This is a genomic window from Luteibacter aegosomaticola, assembly GCF_023078475.1.
Classification (GTDB): Bacteria; Pseudomonadota; Gammaproteobacteria; order Xanthomonadales; family Rhodanobacteraceae; genus Luteibacter; species Luteibacter aegosomaticola.
In genome coordinates, this window is record NZ_CP095741.1 from 180462 (window position 1) to 203374 (window position 22913).

The window sequence follows — 22913 nt, forward strand, 5'->3', positions numbered from 1 at the left end:
ATGCCACGGCATCCAATGCAGGAATCCCCTTCATTCCCGCAGGTAAGCTCATGGATGTCGCCGTAAAACAACAGGTCGCCGCCGCCCATCCCAAGGCGGCCATCGTGGCCACATGTATCCTGGCCGCCCTCGCCGGCCTGATGTTTGGCCTGGATATCGGCGTCATTTCGGGCGCCCAGCAGTTCATCCAGAAAGACTTTGGTGCCACCGACCGCACGATCGAGTGGGTGGTCAGCAGCATGACCCTCGGCGCGGCCGCTGGCGCACTGGGCGCCGGCTGGATGTCCGCCACGCTCGGCCGTAAGCGCTCCCTCATGCTGGGCGCCGTGCTCTTCATTGCCGGCTCGCTGTTCTGCGCCATGGCCTGGAGTGCCGAGAGCCTGGTCGCCGCGCGTGTAGTGCTCGGCCTGGCTATTGGTGTCGCGACGTTCACCGCGCCGCTCTATCTCGCCGAAGTGGCGCCGGAGCGTATCCGTGGCGCCATGATTTCCACGTACCAGTTGATGATCACGACCGGCATCCTTCTGGCCTTTCTCTCCGATACCGCCTTCAGCAGCACGGGTAACTGGCGCTGGATGCTCGGCATCATCGCGGTGCCGGGCGCGCTGTTCCTCGTCGGCCTGTTCTTCCTGCCCGATAGCCCGCGCTGGCTGCTGCTGCGCGGGCGCAAGCAGGATGCCCAGGTGGTGCTGGCAAAACTGCGTGGCGATGAGCGCGTGGTAGAGAAGGAGATCGCCGACATCGAAGAACAGCTCAAGACGAAACAACACGGCTGGAGCATGTTCCGCGAGAACCCGAATTTCCGCCGCTCGGTCGGCCTGGGCATGCTCCTGCAGGCCATGCAGCAGTTCACGGGTATGAACGTGGTGATGTATTACGCACCGCGCATCTTCCAGGAGATGGGTTACGACACGCAGGCGCAGATGTGGTTCACGGCCGCCGTGGGCCTCACCAACGTGCTTGCTACGCTCATCGCCTTCGCCCTCGTCGACCGTCTTGGCCGCAAGCCGATCCTCTTTGCCGGCTTCGCCATGATGGCCGTTGGCCTGGGTGTCGTCGGCACCATGATGGGCCTGGGCATCCATGGCCGCGGCGAGCAGCTGTTCACCGTGGGCATGCTGCTGTTCTTCATCGTGGGTTTCGCGATGTCGGCGGGGCCGCTCATCTGGACCCTGTGCTCGGAAGTGCAGCCGCTGAAGGGCCGTGATTTCGGTATCGCCGCTTCCACGTTCACCAACTGGGGCACCAACTTCGTGGTGGGCGTGAGCTTCCTTAGCCTCATGGCAGGCATTGGTAACGCGCAGACCTTCTGGCTCTACGCCGCGCTCAATGCCGTCTTCATCGTGTTCACGTTCTGGCTCGTGCCGGAAACGAAGGGCATCACGCTCGAGCAGATCGAGCGCAACCTCATGAGCGGTAAGGCGCTGCGCAAGATCGGCCGCTAAGCCAGGCCCAGCCGGGCGGCCGAACGTCGAAGGTTCGCCCGGTCCATGCCCAGCGCACGCGCGGCGGCGGCCCAGTTGCCGCCGTGTTGCGCCAGGGCTTCTTCGATGCGTTGGCGTTCGTAGAGCGCCATGGCGGTGCGAAGCGGCAAGGCGTCCACGTCGCGTGGGGCTGCCGTCGCAACCGTCGCTGGCGCGGCCGCTACCGGCGCGAGATCCAGATCGTCGCGTTCGATGACCAGCACCCTTGCATGCCCTGACCGCGCGAACGCCTTGAGGCACGCACGGCCCAGCGTGTGCTCCAGCTCGCGGACATTGCCCGGCCACGTCCAGCCTGGCAGCAGCGCCTGTGCTTCGTTGGAAAGGCGGATCCCCGTGAGCCCCAGGCGCCGACGATTCTCTTCAAGGAAGCCGCCTGCGAGTAGCAGCACATCCTGGCCACGCTCGCGCAACGCGGGCACCACGAGCGGGAAGACGCTGAGGCGATGGTAAAAGTCGGCGCGGCAACGGCCGGCCCGCACCTCATCGGCAAGGTCGCGGTTGCTTGCAGCGATGATGCGTACATCCACGTGATGCTCGCGATCGGAGCCGACGCGCTGCAGTTGGCCGCTCTGCATGACGCGCAACAAGGCCGCCTGTGCACCCAGCGAAAGGTCAGCCACTTCGTCGAGAAATAGCGTGCCGTGGTCGGCCAGTTCGAACTTGCCGCGGCGATCCACGGTGGCGCCCGAGAATGCGCCGCGCACGTGGCCAAACAATTCACTCTCCAGCAGCTGTTCCGGTAAGGCGGCACAGTTCACGGCGATCAGTGGCCGGTCGGCGCGGGCCGATGCCGCATGGATCGCCTGGGCCACCAATTCCTTACCGGTGCCGGTTTCACCGCGTATCAATACGGTCAGGTCGCTGTGCGCCACCGTGGCGATATCGCTTTCGAGGCGACGGAAGGCCGGGCTCAATCCGGTGAGGCGGCGGGCGGGGGCCTGGCCCGCGGCGAGTCGAAAACCTTCGGCGCGCGCATGTTCGCGCTCGGCGGCACGTTCCAGGCCACGCATGCGGTCGCTCGCCGCGACGGTAGCGCCGGCAAGGCTGGCGAACGCGCGGAGCGTGTCGAGATCGGCCTCGCCGAAGCGGCCCGTGTCGAGCGCGTCGAGCGTCACCAGCCCCCATGGCTGCCCGTCGACGTTCAGTGGGCACCCCATGCAGTCGTGCACGTCGAGGTGCGGCTCCGCGGTGACGAGGCCATCGTAGGGATCGGGCAGCGGGCTATCCGCTGGAAAAAGCGTGGGCCCGTCGCTCGCGAGCAGGGCGGCGAAGCGCGGGTGGTCCGCGACGCGGAAACGCCGGCCCAGGGTGTCGAGGCTCAGGCCATCCACCGCCAGAGGGACGAGCTCCGGCCCTTCCAGCCGGAGGAGTGCGCTTGCGTCGCAAGGCACCAGTTCACGTAACGCCCCGAGGAGGCGGCGGAAGCGCTCGGCCTCCGGGAGTTCGCGCGAAAGGTCGTCAACGAGCGGAAGAAGCGAGGCAAGCAAGGGCGTGGCGGTCATTCTGACTCCGTGGCCAGTCGAAGTGACCCGGCGCTAGTGGGAGTCATTATGACCCTCATGGCTTGCAAGGTATTGATCCAAAACGCCGCACCGGCGTGGCACGCATCGTGGATAGCAAGGGGCATCTTCCATGACACGCCAAGAAGGTCCCACCATGCTTTCCACCGAACACAAGGCCATCATCCGGGCGACCGTGCCCCTGCTCGAGGCGGGCGGCGAGGCGCTCACGACGCACTTCTACGGGATCCTGCTCGATGAGAACCCCGAGGTACGCCCGTACTTCAACCAGGCCAACCAGCTGACGGGTGACCAGCCGCGCGCCCTCGCGAACGGCGTGCTCATGTATGCAAAGCACATCGATCAGCTCGAAGCCCTTGGTGGCCTCGTCAACATGATCGTCAACAAACACGTCTCGCTGCGCATCCGACGCGAGCATTACCCGATCGTCGGGCGCTGCCTGCTGCGTGCGATCCGTGAGGTGCTCGGCGCCGACATCGCCACGGATGCGGTCATCGACGCATGGGCCGCCGCGTACGGGCAGCTCGCCGATATCCTTGCTGGCGCCGAGGAGACCATCTACGACGCGCAAGCCGTCGCTCCCGGTGGCTGGCGCGACGGGCGAGCCTTCCGCCTGGCGGAGAAAACGCGAGAGAGCGATGAGATCACCTCGTTTCGCTTTATCCCCGTTGATGGCGGCCCGGTCTACGCGCATGCACCCGGCCAGTACATCGGCCTGCGCGTGGTGGTGGATGGGCAGGACATGCGCCGCAACTATTCCCTCTCGGCGGCTGCGGATGGGCGTAGCTACCGGATCAGTGTGAAGCGGCACCCCGGTGGCGCCGTGTCTGGTTTCCTGCACGAGCGACTGCAAGCGGGCGACACGCTCGAGCTGTTCCCGCCAGCGGGGCACTTCGTCCTTGAAGAAAGCGAGCGCGATGTCGTGTTGATCAGCGGTGGCGTCGGCATCACGCCGACACTCGCCATGCTGGAACAGGCCCTGGCGACGCGGCGTCCCATCCATTTCATCCATGCCGCACGGCATGGCGGGGCGCACGCTTTCCGCGACCTGATCGACGACCTCGCCGCCCGCCATCCCAACCTGAAGCGCTACTACTGCTACGAGGCACCGCGCGCCGGCGATCCCGAACCCCACGCCACGGGCTTCATCGATCGCGACCTGCTCGCGGCCTGGCTACCGGCGGCCGATGGGATGGACGCCTACTTCCTCGGACCCAAGCCGTTCATGCAAGGCGTGCGCCGGGCGCTACGCGAGCTCGGCGTGCCCGATGAGCGGGCGAAATACGAGTTCTTCGGACCCGCCGCGTCGCTCGACTGAGCGCCGTGCCTTGCCGGTGGTTGCCTCGGCCCCACCGGCAAGGTGATGATCGGCGCTTCACGCCACGGGAAGGGGAGCCGGCATGTCACATGGGCAGGAGCAGCAACTCGAACGCCTGACGTTCTTTTCGGACGCGGTGTTCGCCATCGCCATTACCTTGCTGGTTATCGAGATCCATGTGCCTGAGCCGGAGGGCAGGGACGATGCGGCATGGATGCAGGCACTGGCCCACCTGACGCCGCACTTCCTGGGCTTCGTACTCAGCTTTGTCGTGGTGGGCGCCTTATGGGCCGCCCATCACCGTGTGTTTGGCATGCTGCAACGATTCGACCCGGCCATTGTGTGGCGCAACCTGGCGCTGCTTATGTCCGTCGCCTTTATGCCGTTTTCCTCGGCATTGATGAGTACGCACCCTACGGAGCGTATTCCCGAAATGTTTTATTCGCTGAATCTCTTTATTGCGGGGGTGCTGCAATGGCGCCTGTTCCGTACGGCATTGCGTGCGCCCTTCCTGCGTGAGGACGTACCCCTGGCGGATGTACTGGCCATGCGCCGCAGGTCGCTCGCTTTACCCCTGATGGCGACGGTTTCATTCGCATTGGCTTTCATCATGCCGGGGCCGAGCAATATTCCGCTGATGCTCATGCCACTCGTCGTGGCCTGGTTTGCGCGCGGCGGTATGCGTCGACGCCAGGCCACCGCGGCGAATGAAGGCTGAGTATTTTCTGACGCGGATCGTGTTTCTCGCCTCCGCCGAATTCCTCCACAAAAACTCGGATTTTTGAGGAATCTTCCATATAACTTTGTAGGGGTAATCCGACAAACTTTCTCCAGCGCTCGCGTAGACGGGCCCGGCTGCGTGTCGCGCGGGGTGACCCGTGTCACCCCAGGCCGGCGGTCCATGGTGGGCCGTTGACTACGTAACTTAAAGAGAAAGGTTGATTGGATGAACCTCAAGATTATTTCTTCTGCCCTGCTGATCGCGGGTCTGGCTGCTCCGGCGGCGTTTGCTGAAACCGGCACCATCACGTTCACCGGTTCGATTACCTCGGTTACCTGCGACATCGACGGTAACGGTACGGGCGGCCCGGACTTCACCGTAGACCTCGGCGGTGTGAATGCTGGCGACTTCAAGGCCGTCGGTGACGTGCCGACGAAGGTGGGTTTCCGCATTTTCGTCGGTGGTAATTCCGAGTGCCTGGAAGGAACCAAGGTGTACGCCAACTTTGAGCCCGGCGCCCTGGTAGATCCGTCCACGGGCCTCGTGAAGCTCGAGGCCATTTCCGGTTCGGCTGACGGCGTCATGATCCGCCTCTTCAACGAAGATGAGCAGCCGATCGATATCGTGTCGAACCAGAAATGGGTGAAGAAAACCGTTGGTGCCGACAATCGCGCCACGATCGTCCACTACGTTGGCTATGAGCGTACCGGCCCCGTGGCCGCAGGCTCTGCCAATGGCAAGGTGACCTACACGGTCCGCTTCGAGGCTTAAGGGCTTCTTTCGACCGCCGGAGCTCCGGCGGTCGTCTTCCCAGGATTTGAGATGAACCGATTGCTTCACGCCGTGCGGGCGTGCACGGGCGCGCTTGCGCTCTCCATGGCCATGCCGTCATCTGCCAGCGTCGTTATGAACGCAACCCGCTATGTCTACCCGGCGGATGCGAAGGAAATCTCCATCAAAGTCTCTAACACCGGCAAAACGCCCGTGCTCAGCCAGGCATGGATCGACGACGGTGACGCTTCAGCCACGCCAGACGCCGTGAACGTTCCCTTCAACCTGACCCCACCCATCTCCCGGATTGAGACAGGGAAGGCACAGACGTATCGCCTCGCGTTCACCGAAGGTGAGCTCCCACAGGACATCGAGTCGCTGTTCTGGGTGAACATTCTGGAAGTGCCGCCGAAGGCACGCGAAGAAAAAACCAGCGCCATGCAGCTCGCCTTCCGCTATCGGCTGAAGCTCTTTTACCGGCCCGTCGGATTGCAGGGCTCGCCAGAGAAGGCGGCAGAGTCACTTGCATGGTCGCGCGATGAAAAAGGCGCCCTGATGGTTCGCAACGAGAGCGCGTTCCATGTAGCCGTCAATGAGATCAAGGCAGCGGCGGGCGGCGAAGAGGTAGAACTCGAGCCCTTCTCCATTGGACCGCGCTCAAGCATCGCGGTGCCGTTGGGAGATGCGACCGTGCGCGATGGGGCGGCAACCATTCGCTACCGAACCATCAATGACTACGGCGGCTTCGTCGAGCACCACGGCAAAACGACGCCCTGATCCCGTTATTTCATTTCCCTTTGTAAAGGATGCGCGGACGCGCTCTGCAGTATGAATCAGGCAAGGACCCAACGCGCACGGCGCAAAAAGCATTCGGCGCCAGGTCCACTGGCGCTTGCGCTGGCGCTGGCCTCACCTGCTGCGGCGGCAGCGGTAGATCCGCTCGCCGACCCGAACCCGCAGGCCACCTTTAGCAGCGATTTCCTCCACACCGGTACCTCGGTGGACCTCTCTCGCTTTGAGCGGGGCAACGTGGTGCTCGCTGGCACCTATCGCGTCGCACTTGAGGTCAATGGTCGCCAGCTGCCTGGGCATCGGGACATCCATTTCAAGCCGGTCGCCGAAAGTGCGAGTGCACAGCCCTGCCTGGACGGTGCTTTGCTGGTACAGCTTGGCCTGGATAGAGAGAAGCTTGCGGAACGGACTTTCGCAGACCCGGCTTATAAGACGTTGGGCGAGGCTCCTGTCTGCGGACAGCTCGGAGCTTACATTCCCGGTGCCACCATCGACTTCGACGAGGGTGAGCAGCTCCTGCGTATCACGATGCCGCAGGTGTTGATGGCCTCGCTGGCGCGCGGCTATGTCAGTCCTGAGCTGTGGAGCGAGGGCGTGAGCGCAGGGATGCTCAATTACAACGCCAACACCTATCACTTGCGGGGAAGCGACGGCCGCCGCACCACGTCGACGTACGTAGGCCTGCGTGCGGGTGCCAACCTGGGTGGGTGGCGGCTCCGGCATGTCGGAAGCTTCAACCTGGGTGGCGGCCGTCACCGGTGGCAAAACACGCAAAGTTACGCACAACATGATCTCACCGACGCTAAGGCCCAACTGACCCTGGGCGAGGCCTATACGAGCGGCGATATCCTTGAAAGTGTGCGTTTTCGCGGCGCCGCCATCGCGAGCGATCCGCGCATGCTTCCTGCATCACAGCGCGGCTATGCCCCGGTCATCCGCGGCATTGCGGAGAGCAACGCGCAGGTCACCGTTCGCCAGAACGGCTATGTCATCCACAGCACGACGGTGGCGCCTGGCGCCTTCGAGATCACCGATCTGTATCCCACGGGCTATGGCAGTGATCTCGAGGTCGTCGTCACGGAGGCTGACGGCCGCACCCGCACCACCGTGGTGCCGTTTACATCAGTGCCTCAGATGTTGCGTGAAGGCACGAGCCGCTTTGCGATTTCGGCCGGTCAGGTCGCCGACGACTCCCTGGCGCGCACGCCCTTCGTCTTTCAGGCCACGGCGCAGCGTGGTGTCACCGCTAATACGACGCTATACGTAGGCACGAGCGCATCGAACAGCTATTGGTCGGGTCTTGTCGGCGCCGGTGTCAACCTGCCGATCGGCGCGGTGTCGCTGGACGTCACGGGTTCCCGCGCCGCGTTTCGCGCACAGGGCGTGCGCCGTGGCGTAAGCACCCGGTTGCGTTATGCGCGTACGCTCACCTCTACCGGCACGACCTTCGGTGTCGCGGCATATCGATTCTCAACGCGGGATTATCTCGGCATTGTCGACGCTGCCCGCGTACGCGAACGTGCGAGGCTGGGTATCGGCGGTGACCCCGTGGGCGGCGCTCGTAGCCGGCTGGATGCCAACTTCACCCAACCTCTCGCGGGTGGCCAGTTTCAGCTCACGGGCGCTTTGGTGGACTACTGGCACGGTCGCGGCCGATCCCTCGACTACGCCGTCGGCTATGGCAACAGCGTGCGCTCGGCCACGTATAACGTTTCCGTCCAACGCTCGCGGCTCGGCGACGTTACGCGTGCTAGCGGGCAGACACGCCGCATTTCGGACACCACGGTTTACCTATCGCTCTCGATCCCGCTGGGCACCAGTCGGCGAGCGCCTAACCTGAGCACAACGTTCAACCGCGGAACGTCGGCGGGGCATGCCGCCAATGCCGTGCTAAACGGTTCGTTTGATCGTGATAACGACCTGAACTACACGCTCTCGGCGAACCGGACGGCGCGTGACGATCATGCCGTGAGCAGTGGCAGCGCGAGCCTCGCGTGGCGTGGGCAGCCGGGCAGCTACAGACTCGGCGCCGGCCGTACGAGCGCTGGTTCCAGCCAGTTTTCGCTGACCGCGAACGGGTCGGTCGTGGCGCACGCGCACGGCGTCACCTTCTCGCAGGAGTTGGGTGAGACGAACGCCATTATCCACGCGCCAGGTGCGGCGGGCTCGCGAGTGGAAAGCGCGCAGGGTGTTCGTCTGGATCGTCGCGGAAATGCAGTGGTCCGCGGCCTCATGCCCTACCAGCTCAACGCGGTATCGATCGACCCGCGCGGCGCCTCCCACGACGTGGAACTGGCAAGCACCACAGAAACGTCCGTGCCGCGGGCGGGTGCCATGGCCCTGCTTGAGTACCGCACGACGGTTGCGCAATCCCTGCTTATCCACGCGACAAGGGCCGACGGCTCACCGTTGCCATTCGGTGCTTCAGTGCTCGATGAAGCGGGCCAGGCCGTGGGCGTCGTCGGGCAAGCGAGCAAGATCTTCGCGCGCGGTGCGCTCGCCGGATCGAGGCTTACCGTCCAATGGGGCGAAGGCACGCGCGACAGGTGCGTCATTGCCGTGCCCGAGTCGCTGGATGGCGCCGTCATGCATGGCCTGCACCGTGCCGTCCGTGCTGGCTGCGAAGCAGCCGGGTCGCCAGTCATGCAAAAGGCCGCTTAAGCCACGACACACACGGACAAAAGCATGGGTCGCGGAGACGGCCCCGATGAAGAACACGCAAGCCGGGACCTCGGAGGCCTGGCTGGCGAAGGCAATACAGCAGCACGTCATGGAACAAGTACAACACGGTGGCGTCACCGCCATCGTCAGGGAGCGCGCGCGGGAGAAGCTTCTGCGCGACCTCGGCGACACCTTTATGGATGCCTTCAACGATCCGAAGACGGTCGAAATCATGCTCAACGCGGACAATCGCCTCTGGCAGGAGCGGTTGGGCGAGGGCATGCGCTGCATTGGCACCATGCGGCCGAGCCAGTCGGAAGCGGTGATCAAGACGACGGCCGGCTACTACGGCAAGGAGATCACCCGCGCGAACCCCGTGCTCGAATCGGAGTTTCCGCTGGATGGTTCGCGGTTCGCCGCGCAGCTTCCGCCGATCGTGAGCGGGCCCACTTTCGCGCTACGCAAGAAAGCCGTCGCCATCTTCGGCCTGGACGACTACGTGTCGGGCGGAATGATGACCGCCGGGCAACGAGATGTTCTGCTGGACGCGATTCGTCGCCACCGCAACATCCTCGTCATCGGTGGCACGGGCTCGGGCAAGACGACACTCATCAACGCCATCATCCGCGAGATGGTGGCGCTGGATGACCGCGAGCGCGTGTTCATCATCGAGGATACCGGGGAGATCCAGTGCGCTGCTGAGAACTTCGTGCAGTACCGAACCTCGTTCGAGGTCAGCATGACCCAGCTTCTACGCACCACGCTGCGCATGCGCCCCGACCGGATCCTTGTCGGCGAAGTGCGTGGCCCGGAAGCGCTCGATCTGCTTATGGCCTGGAACACCGGCCACGAAGGCGGAGCCGCCACGCTCCACGCCAACGACGCACGCGCCGGGCTTTCCCGCCTGGCGATGCTCATCAGCATGCACCGCGACGCGCCGCGGCCTATCGAGCCCTTGATCGGAGAATCCGTTCATCTGCTCGTCCATATCTCGCGCACCCCCAGCGGCCGTCGCGTCCAGGAAATCGTCGCCGTTGAGGGGTACGAGGATGGGCGTTATGTGCTGCGTAATCTTTGAAGCTACGAAGGAACAGTTGGTATGTTTTCCGCATTCTCTCGCCGTACAACCGTCAGCATACTTCGCCTGGCGACGTTGCTCCTATTGCTCGTACCTGCGCTGGCATTCGCTGCGCCCGACAAACTGCCATATGAAGAGGGCCTGGGAACGCTATATACATCGCTCACGGGACCTGTGCCGTTCGCCATCTCACTAGTTGGCATCGTCGCGTGTGGTGCGATGTTGGTCTTCGGCGGGGAGATATCAGGGTTCATGCGAACCTTAGTATTCATCGTCCTCGTCGTTGCGGTGATTGTTCAGGCGGCAAGCGTCGTTGAGCTCCTTGGCGGTACGAACTCATTCGGTAAAACGCACTCCATGTCGTCGGTCACGCTTAGCCCGTCCGCAAGATAATGGCGATCAGAACGATACCCATTCGTCGCGCAGGGAACCGAACAAACCTCGTCCTGGGCGGTGACCGTGAGCTGGTTATGTTCTCGGGCGTACTCGCGGGAGCACTCGTCTTCTCGGCCCATGAGATCAAGGCTGCCGTATTCGGCACCTTGATGTGGTTCGGGGGTCTCTACGTCCTGCGTTTGATGGCGAAGTCCGATCCTGCGATGCGCTTTGTGTACCTGCGACAGCGCCGGTACAAGAGCTACTACGCGCCGCGGTCGACGCCCTTCCGTAACAACGGACCCGCCGAGGAGAAGCAATACCGATGATGGCTTCGCTCATCGCGGGGATGGCGGCCGTGGTCGCCATCCTTATCGCCCTCCTGTTGGTCAAAATCCGTCGCCTCGACGCCGAGCCCAAGCTCGACTTCCGCCGTCCCCACGGCCAGGGTGTCGCCGATCTACTCAACTACGCCGCCGTCGTGGACGACGGCGTGGTGGTGTGCAAGAACGGCGCGTTCATGGCTGCGTGGGTCTACGAGGGAGATGACGCCGCAAGCAGCACCGATGAGCAGCGTGAGAACGCGTCGGCTCGCGTGAACCAGGCGCTCTCGCGCCTGGGCAACGGCTGGATGGTGCACGTGGACGCCGTGCGCCGTCCGGCAAGCGAGTACGCGGAAAAGTCCCGTTCGCACTTCGCCGATCCCGTCTCAAACGCGATCGACGAGGAGCGACGCCGGCTGTTCCAGAGCATGGGCACGACGTACGAGGGCTACCTCGTGATGACGCTCACCTGGTTCCCGCCGCAGATCGCCCAGCGGAAGTTTGTCGAATTGATGTTCGACGACGATTCCGAGGTCGCGGGAAAGACCGAGCGGACGACGGCGTTGATCGGTGATTTCCAGCGCGAATGCCGTGCGTTCGAGGGCCGCCTGTCGAGCGTGTTCCGCATGACTCGCCTGCGTGGCCAGCGCGTCGTGACGGAGGAGGGCCGTAAGGAGACGCATGACGACCTCCTGCGCTGGCTGCAGTTCTGTGTCACGGGCCTGGACCATCCCATCGCGCTGCCGGACAACCCGGTCTACATCGATGCGCTGGTGGGCGGCCAGGAAATCTGGGCGGGCGTCGCGCCGCGCATCGGCCGCCGGTTCGTGCAGGTGGTGGCCATCGAGGGCTTCCCGCTGGAGTCGTACCCCGGGATCCTCGCGTCGTTGGCCGAGCTCCCCAGCGAGTACCGCTGGTCGAACCGCTTCATCTTCATGGACCCCCATGAAGCGTTGCGGGAGATGGAGAAGTTCCGGAAGAAGTGGCGCCAGAAGGTGCGTGGCTTCTTCGACCAGATCTTCCAGACCAATTCGGGTTCGGTGAACTACGACGCCCTGTCGATGATGCATGACGCGGAAGCGGCCATCGCAGAGATCAACAGCGGCATGGTGGCCCAGGGCTTCTACACCAGCGTGGTCGTCGTCTCGGACGAGGACCGGTCGCGGCTGGATCGCTCGGTGCGCCAGATCGAGAAGGCGATCAATGCGCGCGGGTTCGCCGCTCGCATCGAGACCATCAATACGATGGACGCGCTGCTCGGCAGCTTCCCCGGCCACGGTGTGGAGAACGTACGCCGCCCACAGCTGAACACGCTCAACCTGGCCGACCTGTTGCCGAGCTCCACGATCTGGACCGGCCAGCCGGAGGCGCCGTGCCCGATGTATCCGCCGCATTCGCCGCCGCTCATGCAGTGCGTCACCCAGGGGGCGACACCGTTCCGGCTAAACCTGCACGTCAACGACCTCGGGCATACCTTCATCTTTGGCCCCACCGGCGCCGGTAAGTCGACCCACCTCGGCCTCCTGGCGGCGCAGATGCGTCGGTACCCGGGGATGTCCCTGTACTGCTTCGACAAGGGCCGTTCGCTCTACCCGCTGGCCAAGGCCTGCGGTGGCCTGCACTTCGACGTGGGCGGCGATGACGACACGCTATCGTTCTGCCCACTGCAGTTCCTCGAGAGCAAGGCGGACCGGGCGTGGGCGCTGGAATGGATCGACGCCATGCTGGCGTTGAACGGTGTGCAGACCACGCCAGCGCAGCGCAACGAGATCGCGAACGCCATCATCTCGATGCACGCCTCCGGGGCAACGACGTTGTCCGAGTTTGTCCTGATGATCCAGGACGAGTCGATCCGCGAGGCCCTGAAGGTCTATACGGTGGACGGCGCCATGGGCCATCTGCTGGATGCGAGCGTGGATGGCCTGCGGCTCTCCGACTTCGCGGTGTTCGAGATTGAGGATCTGCTGAATCTCGGTGATCGCTTCGTGCTGCCGGTGCTGCTGTATCTGTTCCGGCGTATCGAAACATCGCTGAAGGGCCAGCCTGCGGCAATCATCCTGGACGAAGCGTGGCTGATGCTCGGCCACCCGGTGTTCCGCGCCAAGATCCGCGAATGGCTGAAGGTGTTGCGTAAGGCGAACTGTCTGGTCGTGATGGCCACGCAGAGCCTTTCCGATGCGGCGAACAGCGGGATCCTCGACGTGATCGTGGAGTCCACGGCCACCAAGATCTTCCTTCCGAACCCGTTCGCCCGGGATGACGACGCGGCGGCGCTCTATCGCCGCATGGGCCTGAATACCCGGCAGATCGAGATCCTCGCGACCGCCGTACAGAAGCGCCACTACTACTACGTATCTGACAAGGGCCGCCGGTTGTACGACCTGGCCCTCGGTCCGCTCGCGCTGGCTTTCATTGGCAGCACCGACAAGGAATCCATCGCAACGATCCGCACGCTCGAGCACCGCCATGGCGATGCATGGGTGCACGAGTGGCTGCAGCTGAAAGGCCTGCGGCTGGCTGATTACGGAGTCTGATCCATGAACCGAAAGAACAAGAGGGCGGGTAAACCCACCAAGCCCCCATCGGGGCTTCCCCACCCCTATCTCAACGCACGCCGTACCTGGAATTCGCACGTGGGGAGCCTTATCGCCTCGCGTACGCTCTGGCAGGCCACGGCGCTGATCAGCCTGCTGATCGCCCTCGCTGCCGTCGGCGGCGTGGTCTATATCGGCAGCCAGTCCAAGTTCGTTCCTTACGTGGTCGAAGTGAACAAGCTCGGCGAGGCCATGGCGGTGGCGCCTGCATCGCAGGCCACCAAGGTCGATCAGCGCGTTATCCGTGCCTCGGCTGCCGAGTTCATCAGCAATGCACGCGTGGTGTCGCCTGACGTCTCCATGCAGCGGCGCGCGATCTTCAAGGTGTACGCGCTCATGCAGTCCGGTAGCGCAGCGACCCGGAAAATGACGTCGTACCTCAATGGCAACCCGGACACCAATCCGTTCAAGCGCGCGGAGAAGACCGTCGTGAACATCGAGATCGTCTCGGCGATTCCGCAGACGGCGGTCACCTGGCAGGTTGACTGGATTGAAACCCAGCGCACCCGCAAGGGCGAGGTGGTGGGCAAGCCCTACCGCATGCGTGCCCTTCTCAATATCGACGCCCGTGGCCTTCCTCCCGATTCCGATGAGGAGCAGCTGCGCCTCAATCCCCTCGGCATCTACATCACCGACTACTCCTGGTCGAAGCAGTTCTAAGTCCCATGAATTCCCCCAAAGCATTCCTACTATCCCTTGTCGCCGTGCTCTCCCCAGGCATGGCGATCGCTCAATCCGATACGCAGCTCGCCAATGACTACTTCAATGGCGCGCAGAACCCCAAGCTTACGGCGCAGGAAAAGGCCGGCCTCGATATCTCACGGCAGTGGATCGCGAGCACGTCGGCTTCGGTTAAACCCGTCCCGGGGCCTGACGGAACCATCCGGTTCCTCTTCGGCCAGTCGCAGCCGAGCATTGTCTGTGCCGTGATGCAGGTGTGCGATGTCGAGCTTCAGCCTGGCGAACAGGTCAGTTCGGTGAATCTTGGTGATGCCGTTCGCTGGCTGGTTGAACCGGCGCTCTCGGGCGCGGGCGAGGCTGCCATCCAGCACCTTGTCATCAAGCCGCTGGATGTCGGTCTCGAGACATCACTGATGGTGACGACGGATCGCCGTACGTACCATTTACGCTTGCGATCGCATCGCACGGAATACATGCCACGCATTGCGTTCTCGTATCCTGACGCGGTCGATGCGAAATGGGCGGACTTGAAGAAGAAGGCGGCCGCCGAGCATGCGCGCAAGCCGGAAGCCGCACGGTCCGAGGAATACCTCGGCAAGCTCGATTTCGGGTACAGGCTGCGAGGAAATGCGCCGTTCAAGCCATCGCGCGTCTACAACGACGGCACAAAAACCATCATCGAGATGCCCGATACGTTCCATCAGGGAGAGGCGCCAACGTTGCTCGTCGTGCGTGCGAGCGGCAGTGTTTTCAAGAAGGACGATGAGGTGATGGTGAACTATCGCCTCCAGGACGGTCGGTACGTCGTCGACACCCTGTTCGACAAGGCTGTTCTGGTGACAGGTGTTGGTATCGCGCAGCGCAAGGTCACCATCGAGAGGAAGCGATGAAGGCGCGTCCTGGCTGCACCGCGAGTAGTCACCATGGATAAGAGCAGAGAGTCCGCCGACGGCGTGGCGTCCATCCTCGATACGGGGGACAAGCCACTGCCGGGCAGCGATGCACCAACCGGTGTCCGTCGCGTGAACAATATGCCACTGATGATCATCGGTGGTGTCGTCGTGATCTTCGTGATCCTCGTCGCGATGGTGGCGGCGCAGCGCGGCAAGCCGAAAGACGTGGTCGAAGTCGTGGCTCCTCTCTCGGAGAGCAACCAGGCGCTGGACCACATGCTCGCGAATGCCGCGGTGAGTGGCATCATCGAAGACCCTGATGACGTACCCTCGTTCGCGGTGGCGCGACCCGGGAGGCTCGATGATCCGCCGTTGCCCGACGGCGTCTCCCGAGGCGAGCCGCATGCGTCGTCGGCTGACGATCCGCGCTCGGCTGAAAGAATGAAGCTCTTCCAGACCGCGATGACCGCGCGAACAGGCGTCTCTCGCGCTGCGCCGGTCGCGCCGGCGGGCTCGGCCACATCGAGAGATGAATCGAAGCAGGAGCCTGCCGTTACCGGGAATGATCGCGATGAGCGCGTGCCTGTCCACGCCGAAGGCGACTACGCGCAGTTTGGCAAGAAGCACAAGGCGAACGAGGGTGATGACCGGTGGTCGCTGAACATGGAACTGCAGAACCCGCGGACACGCTACGAGGTGCGGGCGGGCTCGGTCATTCCCGCCACCATGATCTCTGGCATCAACTCCGAGCTACCCGGGCAGATCGTTGCTCAGGTGAGCCAGGACGTATTCGATACGCCGACGGGAAAGCATCGGCTGGTTCCGCAGGGCTCTCGCCTGATCGGCCGGTACACCAATCGCATCGTCTATGGGCAATCGCGAGTACTGGTTGCATGGCAGCGCATCGTGTTCCCGGATGGCAAGGCGCTCGATATCGGCTCGATGGAGGGCGTGGACGCCGCCGGCTACGCGGGCTTTAACGATCAGGTGGACAGGCATTACATCCGCCTGTTTGGGTCGGCGATCCTCATGTCGGGGATTACTTCGGGCCTTACCTCATCGCGAGTCACGCCCAATAACGACCCCTTCGGCTCTTCGAATGCTGCACAGTTCAATGAAAACCTCGCCAACAGCCTTGGCCAGGTCGCGACGAAGATGATCGAGAAAAACATGAATGTCGCGCCGACGCTCAAGATCAGGCCCGGATACCGATTCAACGTGATGGCGGTGAAGGATCTCGCATTCGAGCATCCGTATCGCGCATTCGATTACTGACGTCCCCCCAGAGGGCGAACCACGTGCAACCCACCAACATGGAAGACATATGAAGAAGAGAAATAAGCGATCGGCCGCCACTGTCTGCATTTCCGCACTGTTTGTCGGTAAGGCGCAGGCCGTAACGCCCGTCTTCGATCTGCTTAACTTCGCGTCTAATGTGGCGCAGAACGTTCAGCTGACGATGATCAACAAGACTCTGACAAGGGAGACGGAAGGATCCATCAACTACTACGCAAGGAATATCACCGATAACTCGGTACGCATCCAGGACAATACGAAGAACATCGATAAGTCGACAAAGAACATCGATAAGTCCACGAAGGAAATCAACCGGATCACGAACCTCAACTTCGAGATCGATGCCGATTTTACGTGGATCATCAACAAGGGGAGCGATGTGATCATTCCCATTCCCGAGGCTCTGGATAAGAGCCTTTCGGCGATCCATGGAAGCGACGTCTCGAAGTACAAAGACAATTTCAAGGACGCGACGGCGTATGCGGGTCAGTTGGGTGCTGACGACCACACGCCTCGGGAGATATTCGAAGGATCACGAGCCCGAAAAGCAGCGAACGATATGCTCGTTGAGTCTGTTGAGTTGGAGCGCGCCGGTATGAAGGATGAGGCGGACGCACTTAATGATGCCCGCACGGCGAGCCTCAAGGCAAAAGGGCATGGCCACCAGCTTCAGGTCGCGAACGCCCTGGCCATTTCCCAGATTAACCAGACCATGAAGCTCCGCAACTCTCTTCTGGTCACCGAGGCGCAGCGCGCGGCCGAGGCGCAGGTGGCGGCCGATAAGGACGCCCGCGCCATCGCCGTCGCAAAGAAAATGCGTCGAGGCCTCGGCAAAGCCGTATCGACCTCGCGTCCCCTGACCGCTGCGCCTTGAGCTAGCTGCGACGGGGGCAGCCGTCGCATCAACCGTTCATCTGTATCGATAACTCATGCCGTCTATTGCACATCCCTGTACCCGCCGTATCGCTATCGCAGCGATCCTCCTGTGCGCCACCGGCGTGGCCCACGCCGCGCCTGACGACCAGACTATGGTTACGCACATCTTCGACGCGTTCAGGAACTTTGGCCTGCGCGAGGGGATGGTTGATGCGGCGAGTACGCTCTTCTGGTCTCTTGCCACCATCAGCCTTGTCTGGACGATGGGTATGCACGTGGTGCGCCAGGATATCGGCGAGATGTTGATGGAGCTCATCCGGTTCATGGTCGTTACCGGAATCTTCTTCTGGTTGCTCATGAACGCGAGTGAATCAGGTTGGGGCGATGGCTTTGTCCGCATGATCATCGACACGTTCTTCCAGCTGCCCACGGGTCCTGCTGGCGAGTCCACGATGAAGCAGAATGCCGATAGCCTCCTGGCACATGGGCTCACGGTGTTCTACCGAACGGTTGACGACGTCTCGCAGGGCGAGCAGGCAGACCAGATTGTCGGTATCGCGCTGGCGACGATCGTGTTGGCACTCCTGTCCTGCCTGGCGGCCCAGTTCCTTCTCGTCATGACCATGGCCTGGATCCTCTCTTATGCGGGGATCTTCCTGCTCGGATTTGGTGGGTCCCGGTGGACCAGCCCGATCGCTATTAGCTACTACAAGCATGTCGTCGCGCTAGGCATCGCCATCCTGACGCTGACGATCATCGGCGCGGTCGGGGTGGCCGTGCTTGTGGAGATAGGGCCTGGGAATGCCCTCGGGCCGAACGATCTATCGGAATACACCTACCTCGGCCTCGTGCTCGCGGTTTCAATTCTCATGTTGGTGCTGGGCATCCGGATTCCCCAGCTCATGTATACGCTGGTGACCGGTTCCTCCCTGGGGCTATTCACCGGCGTCGCTGCCGCGGCAGGCACGGCCTTTGCGTCAGGTGGTAGCGCGATCTCCAGTGCGTTTCATCGGGGGCCTCAGGGCGGCGGCGGTGCTTCGGCCGGCGCTGATGCGGTCATGGCGGCCGTTAGCCGGGGCGGCGCTGCCACCGATCCGTTTCACGTCGGGTCGGGCAGTGATCCGTTCGGCGTGCCCCGTCAGGCCGACCCGCACCGCAACGGCACGGCATTTGGACGCGCCACCGCAAATGCGACACCGGTGGGTGAAGGGTTCGACAGCGCCACCCAGGCGGGAGCCCAGGCGCGGAGTAAGCAGCACCGTGGCGACGCTGTTAGCGATCCCCACCCGCATACGGGCCCCGACTACGCAGACGAAATCGAGAAGGCGGCGATTCGGGCCAAGCAGGGGCGCGGCGTAGATGCGCGTGTCGATGGCGACGATCGTAACGTCAGTGACGTGCACGATGAGATTGCGAGCGCGCCGTCCGCGCCGTCCGCGCCGTCCGCGCCGCCTGCGCAGGCAAGCGGAGTGGCTCGTGGCGCTGCCTCGGGCGCCGAGCGCGGCTCTCAGGGTGGCGGAGATATCGTATCGACGGGTATCACGCCGGCTCCCGATGACACCGTTGCGGCCGGTCGACGCCCGACGGTGACGGAGAGCCATGGGGGGGCTGTCGGTGGCATGGGTGCTGGCCTGATAAGTCCTGAGCACGGTAGCGACGCGTCGGTCGGTTCCCTGGCCTCGGGAGAATCGCGCGCAAGCGCGCTCCTACACGATGAGACGGGCGGCAATACACCTGTACCGCGGAAGACCCGCACGAATGACCCCTCGGCAACAGGCAAAGGACCGCTGTTGGATGCCGTGCATGCCGCGCCGCCCGAAGTGGGAACGGAGCATGCTGCGGTGGTGTTCGATGCTGGTGTGGAGCCCGTCGCGAGTGGAGTCGCATCGATGGCGCATCCAGACACGGTGGTCGCTTCCGATGCGCTCCGTGCGGCGGAAGTAACACATACCCGTGTCGATCCCGGCCACACCACCGGGGAGGACAAGCGCGGTGACCCTGGTGCCATGCAGTCGAACGTGTCGGGTGAGGTGAACCACGGTACGCGAGCTGCCCTCCGTGACGGCCTGACGGAGGTCGGTCATAGTGAGGCGCCGGTCGAGGGTATGCCGTCGGTCGAGGCTATGCCGTCCGGCAAATCGCGTGCGAGCGCACTATCGCGCGATGAGGTTTTCGGTGATACGCAGGCAGTACTTCCGCGGAAACACCAAGCGAGTGCGCCCGTTACGGTGAGCGACCAACCGGTGCCGGCCGCCGTTCACGCCGAGTCGGTACCTGATGCGGGGACGGAGGATGCCTCGGCGGTGCGCGATGCGGGTGCGAGTGCGAGGCATGTTGCGTCGAAATCCGATGCTGTGACCGATCACGCCGCCCCGGCATTCGATGGTGACGCAGAGCATGCTTCCCGCGTATCCGATGCAGGTTCAGTGCCTGTCGCGCACGATGTGGTGTCTATGGCAGCACCGAACGCCGCGGTCGCCTCGGATGCGATCCATGCGACGGAGCCGTCATACCAAGGCGCGGAGACTGGCCAAGCCGCTGTGGAGGGCAAGCGTGGCGTGCCTGATGCTACGCAGGCGAATGTCGCGAATGTGGCGAGTGAGGTGGATCACGGGACGCCAGCTTCCGTGCAACATGGTAAGGCGACGCCCGATCATGATGAGGCGACGGTCGAAGGTCTGACATCCACAGAATCGCGCACAAGCGCTCTCCTTCGCGATGAGTCGGGCGTGGAAGCGCCGGCGCAACTCACGAAGAAGCAGCGAAAGAACGCACTCGCTACGGGACGTGACGAGCCGGTGTTGGGTACAGAAACCGTCGACGCGACATCACATGCGCTGGCCGAGCCTCGCTCGGATGAGCCGGCGAGGCTCGAGGAATCATCGCCCGAAATGCCGCGCCGGAAGCGCAGTCGCAGGAACGAGCTGGCCGGTTCGCGGCCTACGGAAGCGATGCCGAACGTTGGCATCGAGGCACCGGAGGGCGACGATACATCTTCTGCGTGCAAGCCAGAGGAGGGTGATCCAGTCTGATGGATGTCCTTCCTGACATACCGCCGGCCAAGCAGGAGCTTGTCTCTTGCGCGCTGGGCGCAGCACTCGCGTACGACGTTCCCGCAAACATCCTGCTTGCGGTGGCCGAGAAGGAGGCGGGCAAGCCCGGCCAATGGGTGCGCAATGACAACGGAAGCTACGACGTCGGTGCTCTCCAGTTCAACACCGCCTACCTGCGAGAGCTCAACCGCTTTGGTATCACCGCTGCTCACGTCGCCGCTCCCGGCTGCTACCCCTATCGCCTGGCCGCGTGGCGCATTCGCGGGCATCTTTCGCGCGATAAAGGTGACGTCTGGACGCGCGTTTCGAACTATCACTCACGTACGCCACGCTTCAACGCAACTTACCGTGCCGACCTTCTCCGTCGTGCCGTGCGGTGGAGTGAGTGGCTCGACGCCCATTTCCCCACCCATGACGCTGTTGTCGTGGGTATCACCTCGCATGGAGCGACCCCATGATTTCCTCTCCAATGGCGCGCGGGCACCAGCGCCGCCTTTTCGTGTTTGCACTCCTGGCAGCGCCTGCGGGCTCCGCATTCGCGGCTGATAACGGCTGTTACCATTCGTACAACGGTTACTACGAGATCGATCCACCCGGAAGCATCATCGTTAGTGAAGCCATTCCCGCAGGTGAAGTGGTTCGTGACTACTCAGCGAACGGCAAGGGCGATGTCCTCGGATCCTGCATGGCTGGGACGGCGACATTCGAGGGCGGCTATACCGTACCGGTGTCCGATGACCTTGTGCCGCTGACCGTAGGTGGTGCGGCATCGGGGTTTGGCGTGCGCCTGCGGATAGAAGAGCGCGCCGATGCCCGGACGTTCCCCTTTCCGCACCGCTATACGCGGAGATTTGCCTTGGGCGATCCCATCCGTGTCAACGATGTCAGCATGGGCGTAGAGATCGTTCGCATGCCCGGCCCCATTACCTTCGGCAAAGTAGATCACCGAACGATTGCCCAGCAGTGGACGTACCAGCCCGATGGCACAAAGACGGCGCCGTTACGTCATGTATCGACGACAAACATCGTGTTCGCTCGTGCGAGCTGCAGTCTCGTGCCGGCTGACCTCACCCAGACCGTCAAGCTCACACCCATCAGCACATCAGCATTTGCGAATGCGGACCGCGCAACGTCGTGGGAGCCGTTCCATATCGCCGTGGCCGATTGCAGCGACCCGAAGGGCATGATTGCCCGGTTCACTTTCGGTGTGGCCGGCGACGCTGATAGCGCAAAGCCCGAGCTCTTTTCACTGAGTGGTCCACGCAATGTTGGCCTGGAACTCGCCAACAAGGACAAGCAGAACATCGCACCCGCTAAGCCCGTCGATATGCAGGCACTCGCCACGGGTGAGCGCTTCGATTTCTATGTGCGCATGCGTGAAACCCGGAACACGGTCGAAGCAGGTGTATTTACGCGTCCGGTGAAGGTGGACGTCGAATTCCGTTGATAGGCTCGTCGAGCCAAGGAGTCTGGATGAACGTACGTGCGCGCTACCCCTTGTTGGCCTGTTCCGTGTTCGGCTGTGGATGGTCCTTTCCTGCGGTGGCAGGCTGCCACCTTGTCAACCATGCCAATTTCCAGATAAGCCAGTCTGCTTTCCTGACCGTGAGCAGCGAGGATCCGCCGGGTGAGGTCTTGCGAAAGAGCACGACTTACGGCGAAGGTGTTGAGCTCCTGCGGTGCGACGCAGGCAGCACGCAGTTCCGTGGCCGGTGGATGACGGAGGGTTCGGACGAGCTACGCTCGCTGACGATCAATGGAGAGAGGGCTGGGGTGGGTGTGCGCCTGGCCTTCACGGAGCAGAATGGCGCGATTGAACGAACCTTCCCGCACGACTTTCGTCGTGAGATGACGCCCGGTGAGATCGTCCGTGGCGACGGCGATGCGCTGTACTACGAGCTCGTACGCACGGCTGATCCGGTGCACTTTGGTCCGGTGGACGCCGGCCCTGTCGCGTCAACCGATGTCGAAGCGCCCGATGGCGGTTTCATTCGTTTCCGTTCAATGATGGTGTACGAACTGACACTTAATCGACCCGCTTGCGAACTGGTCGCTGATGATCTCAATCAAATGGTCAGGTTGCCCACGTATACGACGTCACAGTTCGATAACCCGGATAGGGCGAGCGCATGGACGCCGTTCTACCTGCGGGTGCAGAAATGTAGTGACCCCGAGGGCCTGTTTGCCAACGTGACCTTCGGTGAACGCGGGGATGCCGTGCCGGCGTTCGAAAACCTGTTTACGTTGCCTAATGGCCCCGAGCATGTGGCACTGGAAATCGCGGGGCCGGACCACGCAACGTTCTGGCCGGGCACGCCGAGGACCCTAAACGCGAAAGGCACGGGTGATCGCTACGAGTTTGCCGTGCGCCTTCGCGAAACGGACGGTCCCGTAGGCGCCGGCGACTTCACTCGCGGGATCCGTGTGGAGGTGCAGTACCGCTGACAGCGCTATGATCACAGGTCACCAAAGCACCA

General features: G+C 63.0%; 18 protein-coding genes and 1 pseudogene. 18 read left to right on the forward strand and 1 reads right to left on the reverse strand.

Annotation, left to right across the window (positions count from 1 at the left end):
• The first annotated feature begins 50 nt into the window (after positions 1-50).
• Positions 51-1445 carry a sugar porter family MFS transporter gene (locus L2Y96_RS00805; protein ID WP_247331125.1) on the forward strand — a complete coding sequence of 465 codons (1395 nt, stop codon included), beginning with the start codon at positions 51-53 and terminating at the stop codon, positions 1443-1445.
• Here L2Y96_RS00805 and norR read toward each other — a convergent pair.
• Positions 1442-2986 (reverse strand): nitric oxide reductase transcriptional regulator NorR, encoded by a 1545-nt coding sequence (gene norR, locus L2Y96_RS00810; protein WP_247331127.1) that lies wholly within the window; start codon positions 2984-2986, stop codon positions 1442-1444. The two genes, L2Y96_RS00805 and norR, sit on opposite strands and share 4 nt — an antisense overlap.
• 130 nt (positions 2987-3116) lie before the next feature.
• Here norR and hmpA point away from each other — a divergent pair, with 130 nt between their 5' ends.
• From hmpA to L2Y96_RS00895, 17 genes and pseudogenes are all read left to right on the forward strand, one after another.
• Positions 3117-4322: an NO-inducible flavohemoprotein gene (hmpA, locus tag L2Y96_RS00815; protein ID WP_247331129.1), complete on the forward strand. Its 1206-nt coding sequence runs from the start codon at positions 3117-3119 to the stop codon at positions 4320-4322.
• Positions 4323-4458: 136 nt separating this feature from the next.
• Positions 4459-5040 (forward strand): TMEM175 family protein, encoded by a 582-nt coding sequence (locus tag L2Y96_RS00820; RefSeq protein ID WP_247331131.1) that lies wholly within the window; start codon positions 4459-4461, stop codon positions 5038-5040.
• A gap of 228 nt (positions 5041-5268) precedes the next feature.
• Positions 5269-5814: a fimbrial protein gene (locus L2Y96_RS00825; RefSeq protein WP_247331133.1), complete on the forward strand. Its 546-nt coding sequence runs from the start codon at positions 5269-5271 to the stop codon at positions 5812-5814.
• A gap of 51 nt (positions 5815-5865) precedes the next feature.
• The gene (locus tag L2Y96_RS00830; protein WP_247331135.1) at positions 5866-6591 is read left to right on the forward strand and encodes a fimbrial biogenesis chaperone; all 726 of its coding nucleotides are present in this window, start codon (positions 5866-5868) and stop codon (positions 6589-6591) included.
• Positions 6592-6642: 51 nt separating this feature from the next.
• A complete protein-coding gene (locus L2Y96_RS00835) occupies positions 6643-9267 on the forward strand; it encodes a fimbria/pilus outer membrane usher protein (RefSeq protein ID WP_247331137.1) in 2625 nt (874 codons plus the stop codon).
• A gap of 46 nt (positions 9268-9313) precedes the next feature.
• The gene (gene trbB / locus L2Y96_RS00840) at positions 9314-10345 is read left to right on the forward strand and encodes a P-type conjugative transfer ATPase TrbB (protein ID WP_425492498.1); all 1032 of its coding nucleotides are present in this window, start codon (positions 9314-9316) and stop codon (positions 10343-10345) included.
• Between the two features lie 21 nt (positions 10346-10366).
• On the forward strand, positions 10367-10738 hold the full coding sequence (locus L2Y96_RS00845) for a TrbC/VirB2 family protein (protein WP_247331139.1): 372 nt from the start codon (positions 10367-10369) through the stop codon (positions 10736-10738).
• On the forward strand, positions 10738-11049 hold the full coding sequence (locus tag L2Y96_RS00850; protein WP_247331141.1) for a conjugal transfer protein TrbD: 312 nt from the start codon (positions 10738-10740) through the stop codon (positions 11047-11049). Before L2Y96_RS00845 ends, L2Y96_RS00850 begins: the two co-directional genes overlap by 1 nt.
• Positions 11046-13577, forward strand: coding sequence for a VirB4 family type IV secretion/conjugal transfer ATPase (locus L2Y96_RS00855; protein WP_247331142.1), 2532 nt, complete (start codon positions 11046-11048; stop codon positions 13575-13577). The genes L2Y96_RS00850 and L2Y96_RS00855 overlap by 4 nt, the downstream gene beginning before the upstream one ends.
• A 3-nt stretch (positions 13578-13580) precedes the next feature.
• Positions 13581-14297, forward strand: a complete 717-nt coding sequence (locus L2Y96_RS00860) for a VirB8/TrbF family protein (protein WP_247331144.1) — start codon at positions 13581-13583, stop codon at positions 14295-14297.
• A gap of 5 nt (positions 14298-14302) precedes the next feature.
• Positions 14303-15208, forward strand: coding sequence for a P-type conjugative transfer protein TrbG (gene trbG, locus L2Y96_RS00865; RefSeq protein ID WP_247331146.1), 906 nt, complete (start codon positions 14303-14305; stop codon positions 15206-15208).
• A 33-nt stretch (positions 15209-15241) separates the two neighbouring features.
• Positions 15242-16486, forward strand: coding sequence for a TrbI/VirB10 family protein (locus L2Y96_RS00870; RefSeq protein ID WP_247331148.1), 1245 nt, complete (start codon positions 15242-15244; stop codon positions 16484-16486).
• A 49-nt stretch (positions 16487-16535) separates the two neighbouring features.
• Positions 16536-17381 (forward strand): TrbJ/VirB5 family protein, encoded by an 846-nt coding sequence (locus tag L2Y96_RS00875; RefSeq protein ID WP_247331150.1) that lies wholly within the window; start codon positions 16536-16538, stop codon positions 17379-17381.
• 55 nt (positions 17382-17436) lie between these two features.
• Entirely contained in the window at positions 17437-20415 is a 2979-nt protein-coding gene (gene trbL, locus L2Y96_RS00880) for a P-type conjugative transfer protein TrbL (RefSeq protein WP_247331151.1), read from the forward strand.
• Positions 20415-20858: pseudogene (locus L2Y96_RS00885) on the forward strand (lysozyme family protein); the annotation flags it as partial. The gene trbL and the pseudogene L2Y96_RS00885, both read left to right, overlap by 1 nt.
• A 32-nt stretch (positions 20859-20890) precedes the next feature.
• A complete protein-coding gene (locus tag L2Y96_RS00890) occupies positions 20891-21883 on the forward strand; it encodes a fimbrial protein (protein WP_247331152.1) in 993 nt (330 codons plus the stop codon).
• 26 nt (positions 21884-21909) lie between these two features.
• On the forward strand, positions 21910-22881 hold the full coding sequence (locus L2Y96_RS00895) for a fimbrial protein (RefSeq protein ID WP_247331154.1): 972 nt from the start codon (positions 21910-21912) through the stop codon (positions 22879-22881).
• The last annotated feature ends 32 nt before the right edge of the window (positions 22882-22913 follow it).

Coding starts and splice junctions, on each gene's coding strand:
- L2Y96_RS00805 (WP_247331125.1), top strand. CDS start 51: ATGGATGTCGCCGTAAAACAACAGGTCGCCGCCGCCCATCCCAAGGCG.
- norR (WP_247331127.1), bottom strand. CDS start 2,986: ATGACCGCCACGCCCTTGCTTGCCTCGCTTCTTCCGCTCGTTGACGAC.
- hmpA (WP_247331129.1), top strand. CDS start 3,117: ATGACACGCCAAGAAGGTCCCACCATGCTTTCCACCGAACACAAGGCC.
- L2Y96_RS00825 (WP_247331133.1), top strand. CDS start 5,269: ATGAACCTCAAGATTATTTCTTCTGCCCTGCTGATCGCGGGTCTGGCT.
- L2Y96_RS00830 (WP_247331135.1), top strand. CDS start 5,866: ATGAACCGATTGCTTCACGCCGTGCGGGCGTGCACGGGCGCGCTTGCG.
- L2Y96_RS00835 (WP_247331137.1), top strand. CDS start 6,643: ATGAATCAGGCAAGGACCCAACGCGCACGGCGCAAAAAGCATTCGGCG.
- trbB (WP_425492498.1), top strand. CDS start 9,314: ATGAAGAACACGCAAGCCGGGACCTCGGAGGCCTGGCTGGCGAAGGCA.
- L2Y96_RS00845 (WP_247331139.1), top strand. CDS start 10,367: ATGTTTTCCGCATTCTCTCGCCGTACAACCGTCAGCATACTTCGCCTG.
- L2Y96_RS00850 (WP_247331141.1), top strand. CDS start 10,738: ATGGCGATCAGAACGATACCCATTCGTCGCGCAGGGAACCGAACAAAC.
- L2Y96_RS00855 (WP_247331142.1), top strand. CDS start 11,046: ATGATGGCTTCGCTCATCGCGGGGATGGCGGCCGTGGTCGCCATCCTT.
- L2Y96_RS00860 (WP_247331144.1), top strand. CDS start 13,581: ATGAACCGAAAGAACAAGAGGGCGGGTAAACCCACCAAGCCCCCATCG.
- trbG (WP_247331146.1), top strand. CDS start 14,303: ATGAATTCCCCCAAAGCATTCCTACTATCCCTTGTCGCCGTGCTCTCC.
- L2Y96_RS00870 (WP_247331148.1), top strand. CDS start 15,242: ATGGATAAGAGCAGAGAGTCCGCCGACGGCGTGGCGTCCATCCTCGAT.
- L2Y96_RS00875 (WP_247331150.1), top strand. CDS start 16,536: ATGAAGAAGAGAAATAAGCGATCGGCCGCCACTGTCTGCATTTCCGCA.
- trbL (WP_247331151.1), top strand. CDS start 17,437: ATGCCGTCTATTGCACATCCCTGTACCCGCCGTATCGCTATCGCAGCG.
- L2Y96_RS00890 (WP_247331152.1), top strand. CDS start 20,891: ATGATTTCCTCTCCAATGGCGCGCGGGCACCAGCGCCGCCTTTTCGTG.
- L2Y96_RS00895 (WP_247331154.1), top strand. CDS start 21,910: ATGAACGTACGTGCGCGCTACCCCTTGTTGGCCTGTTCCGTGTTCGGC.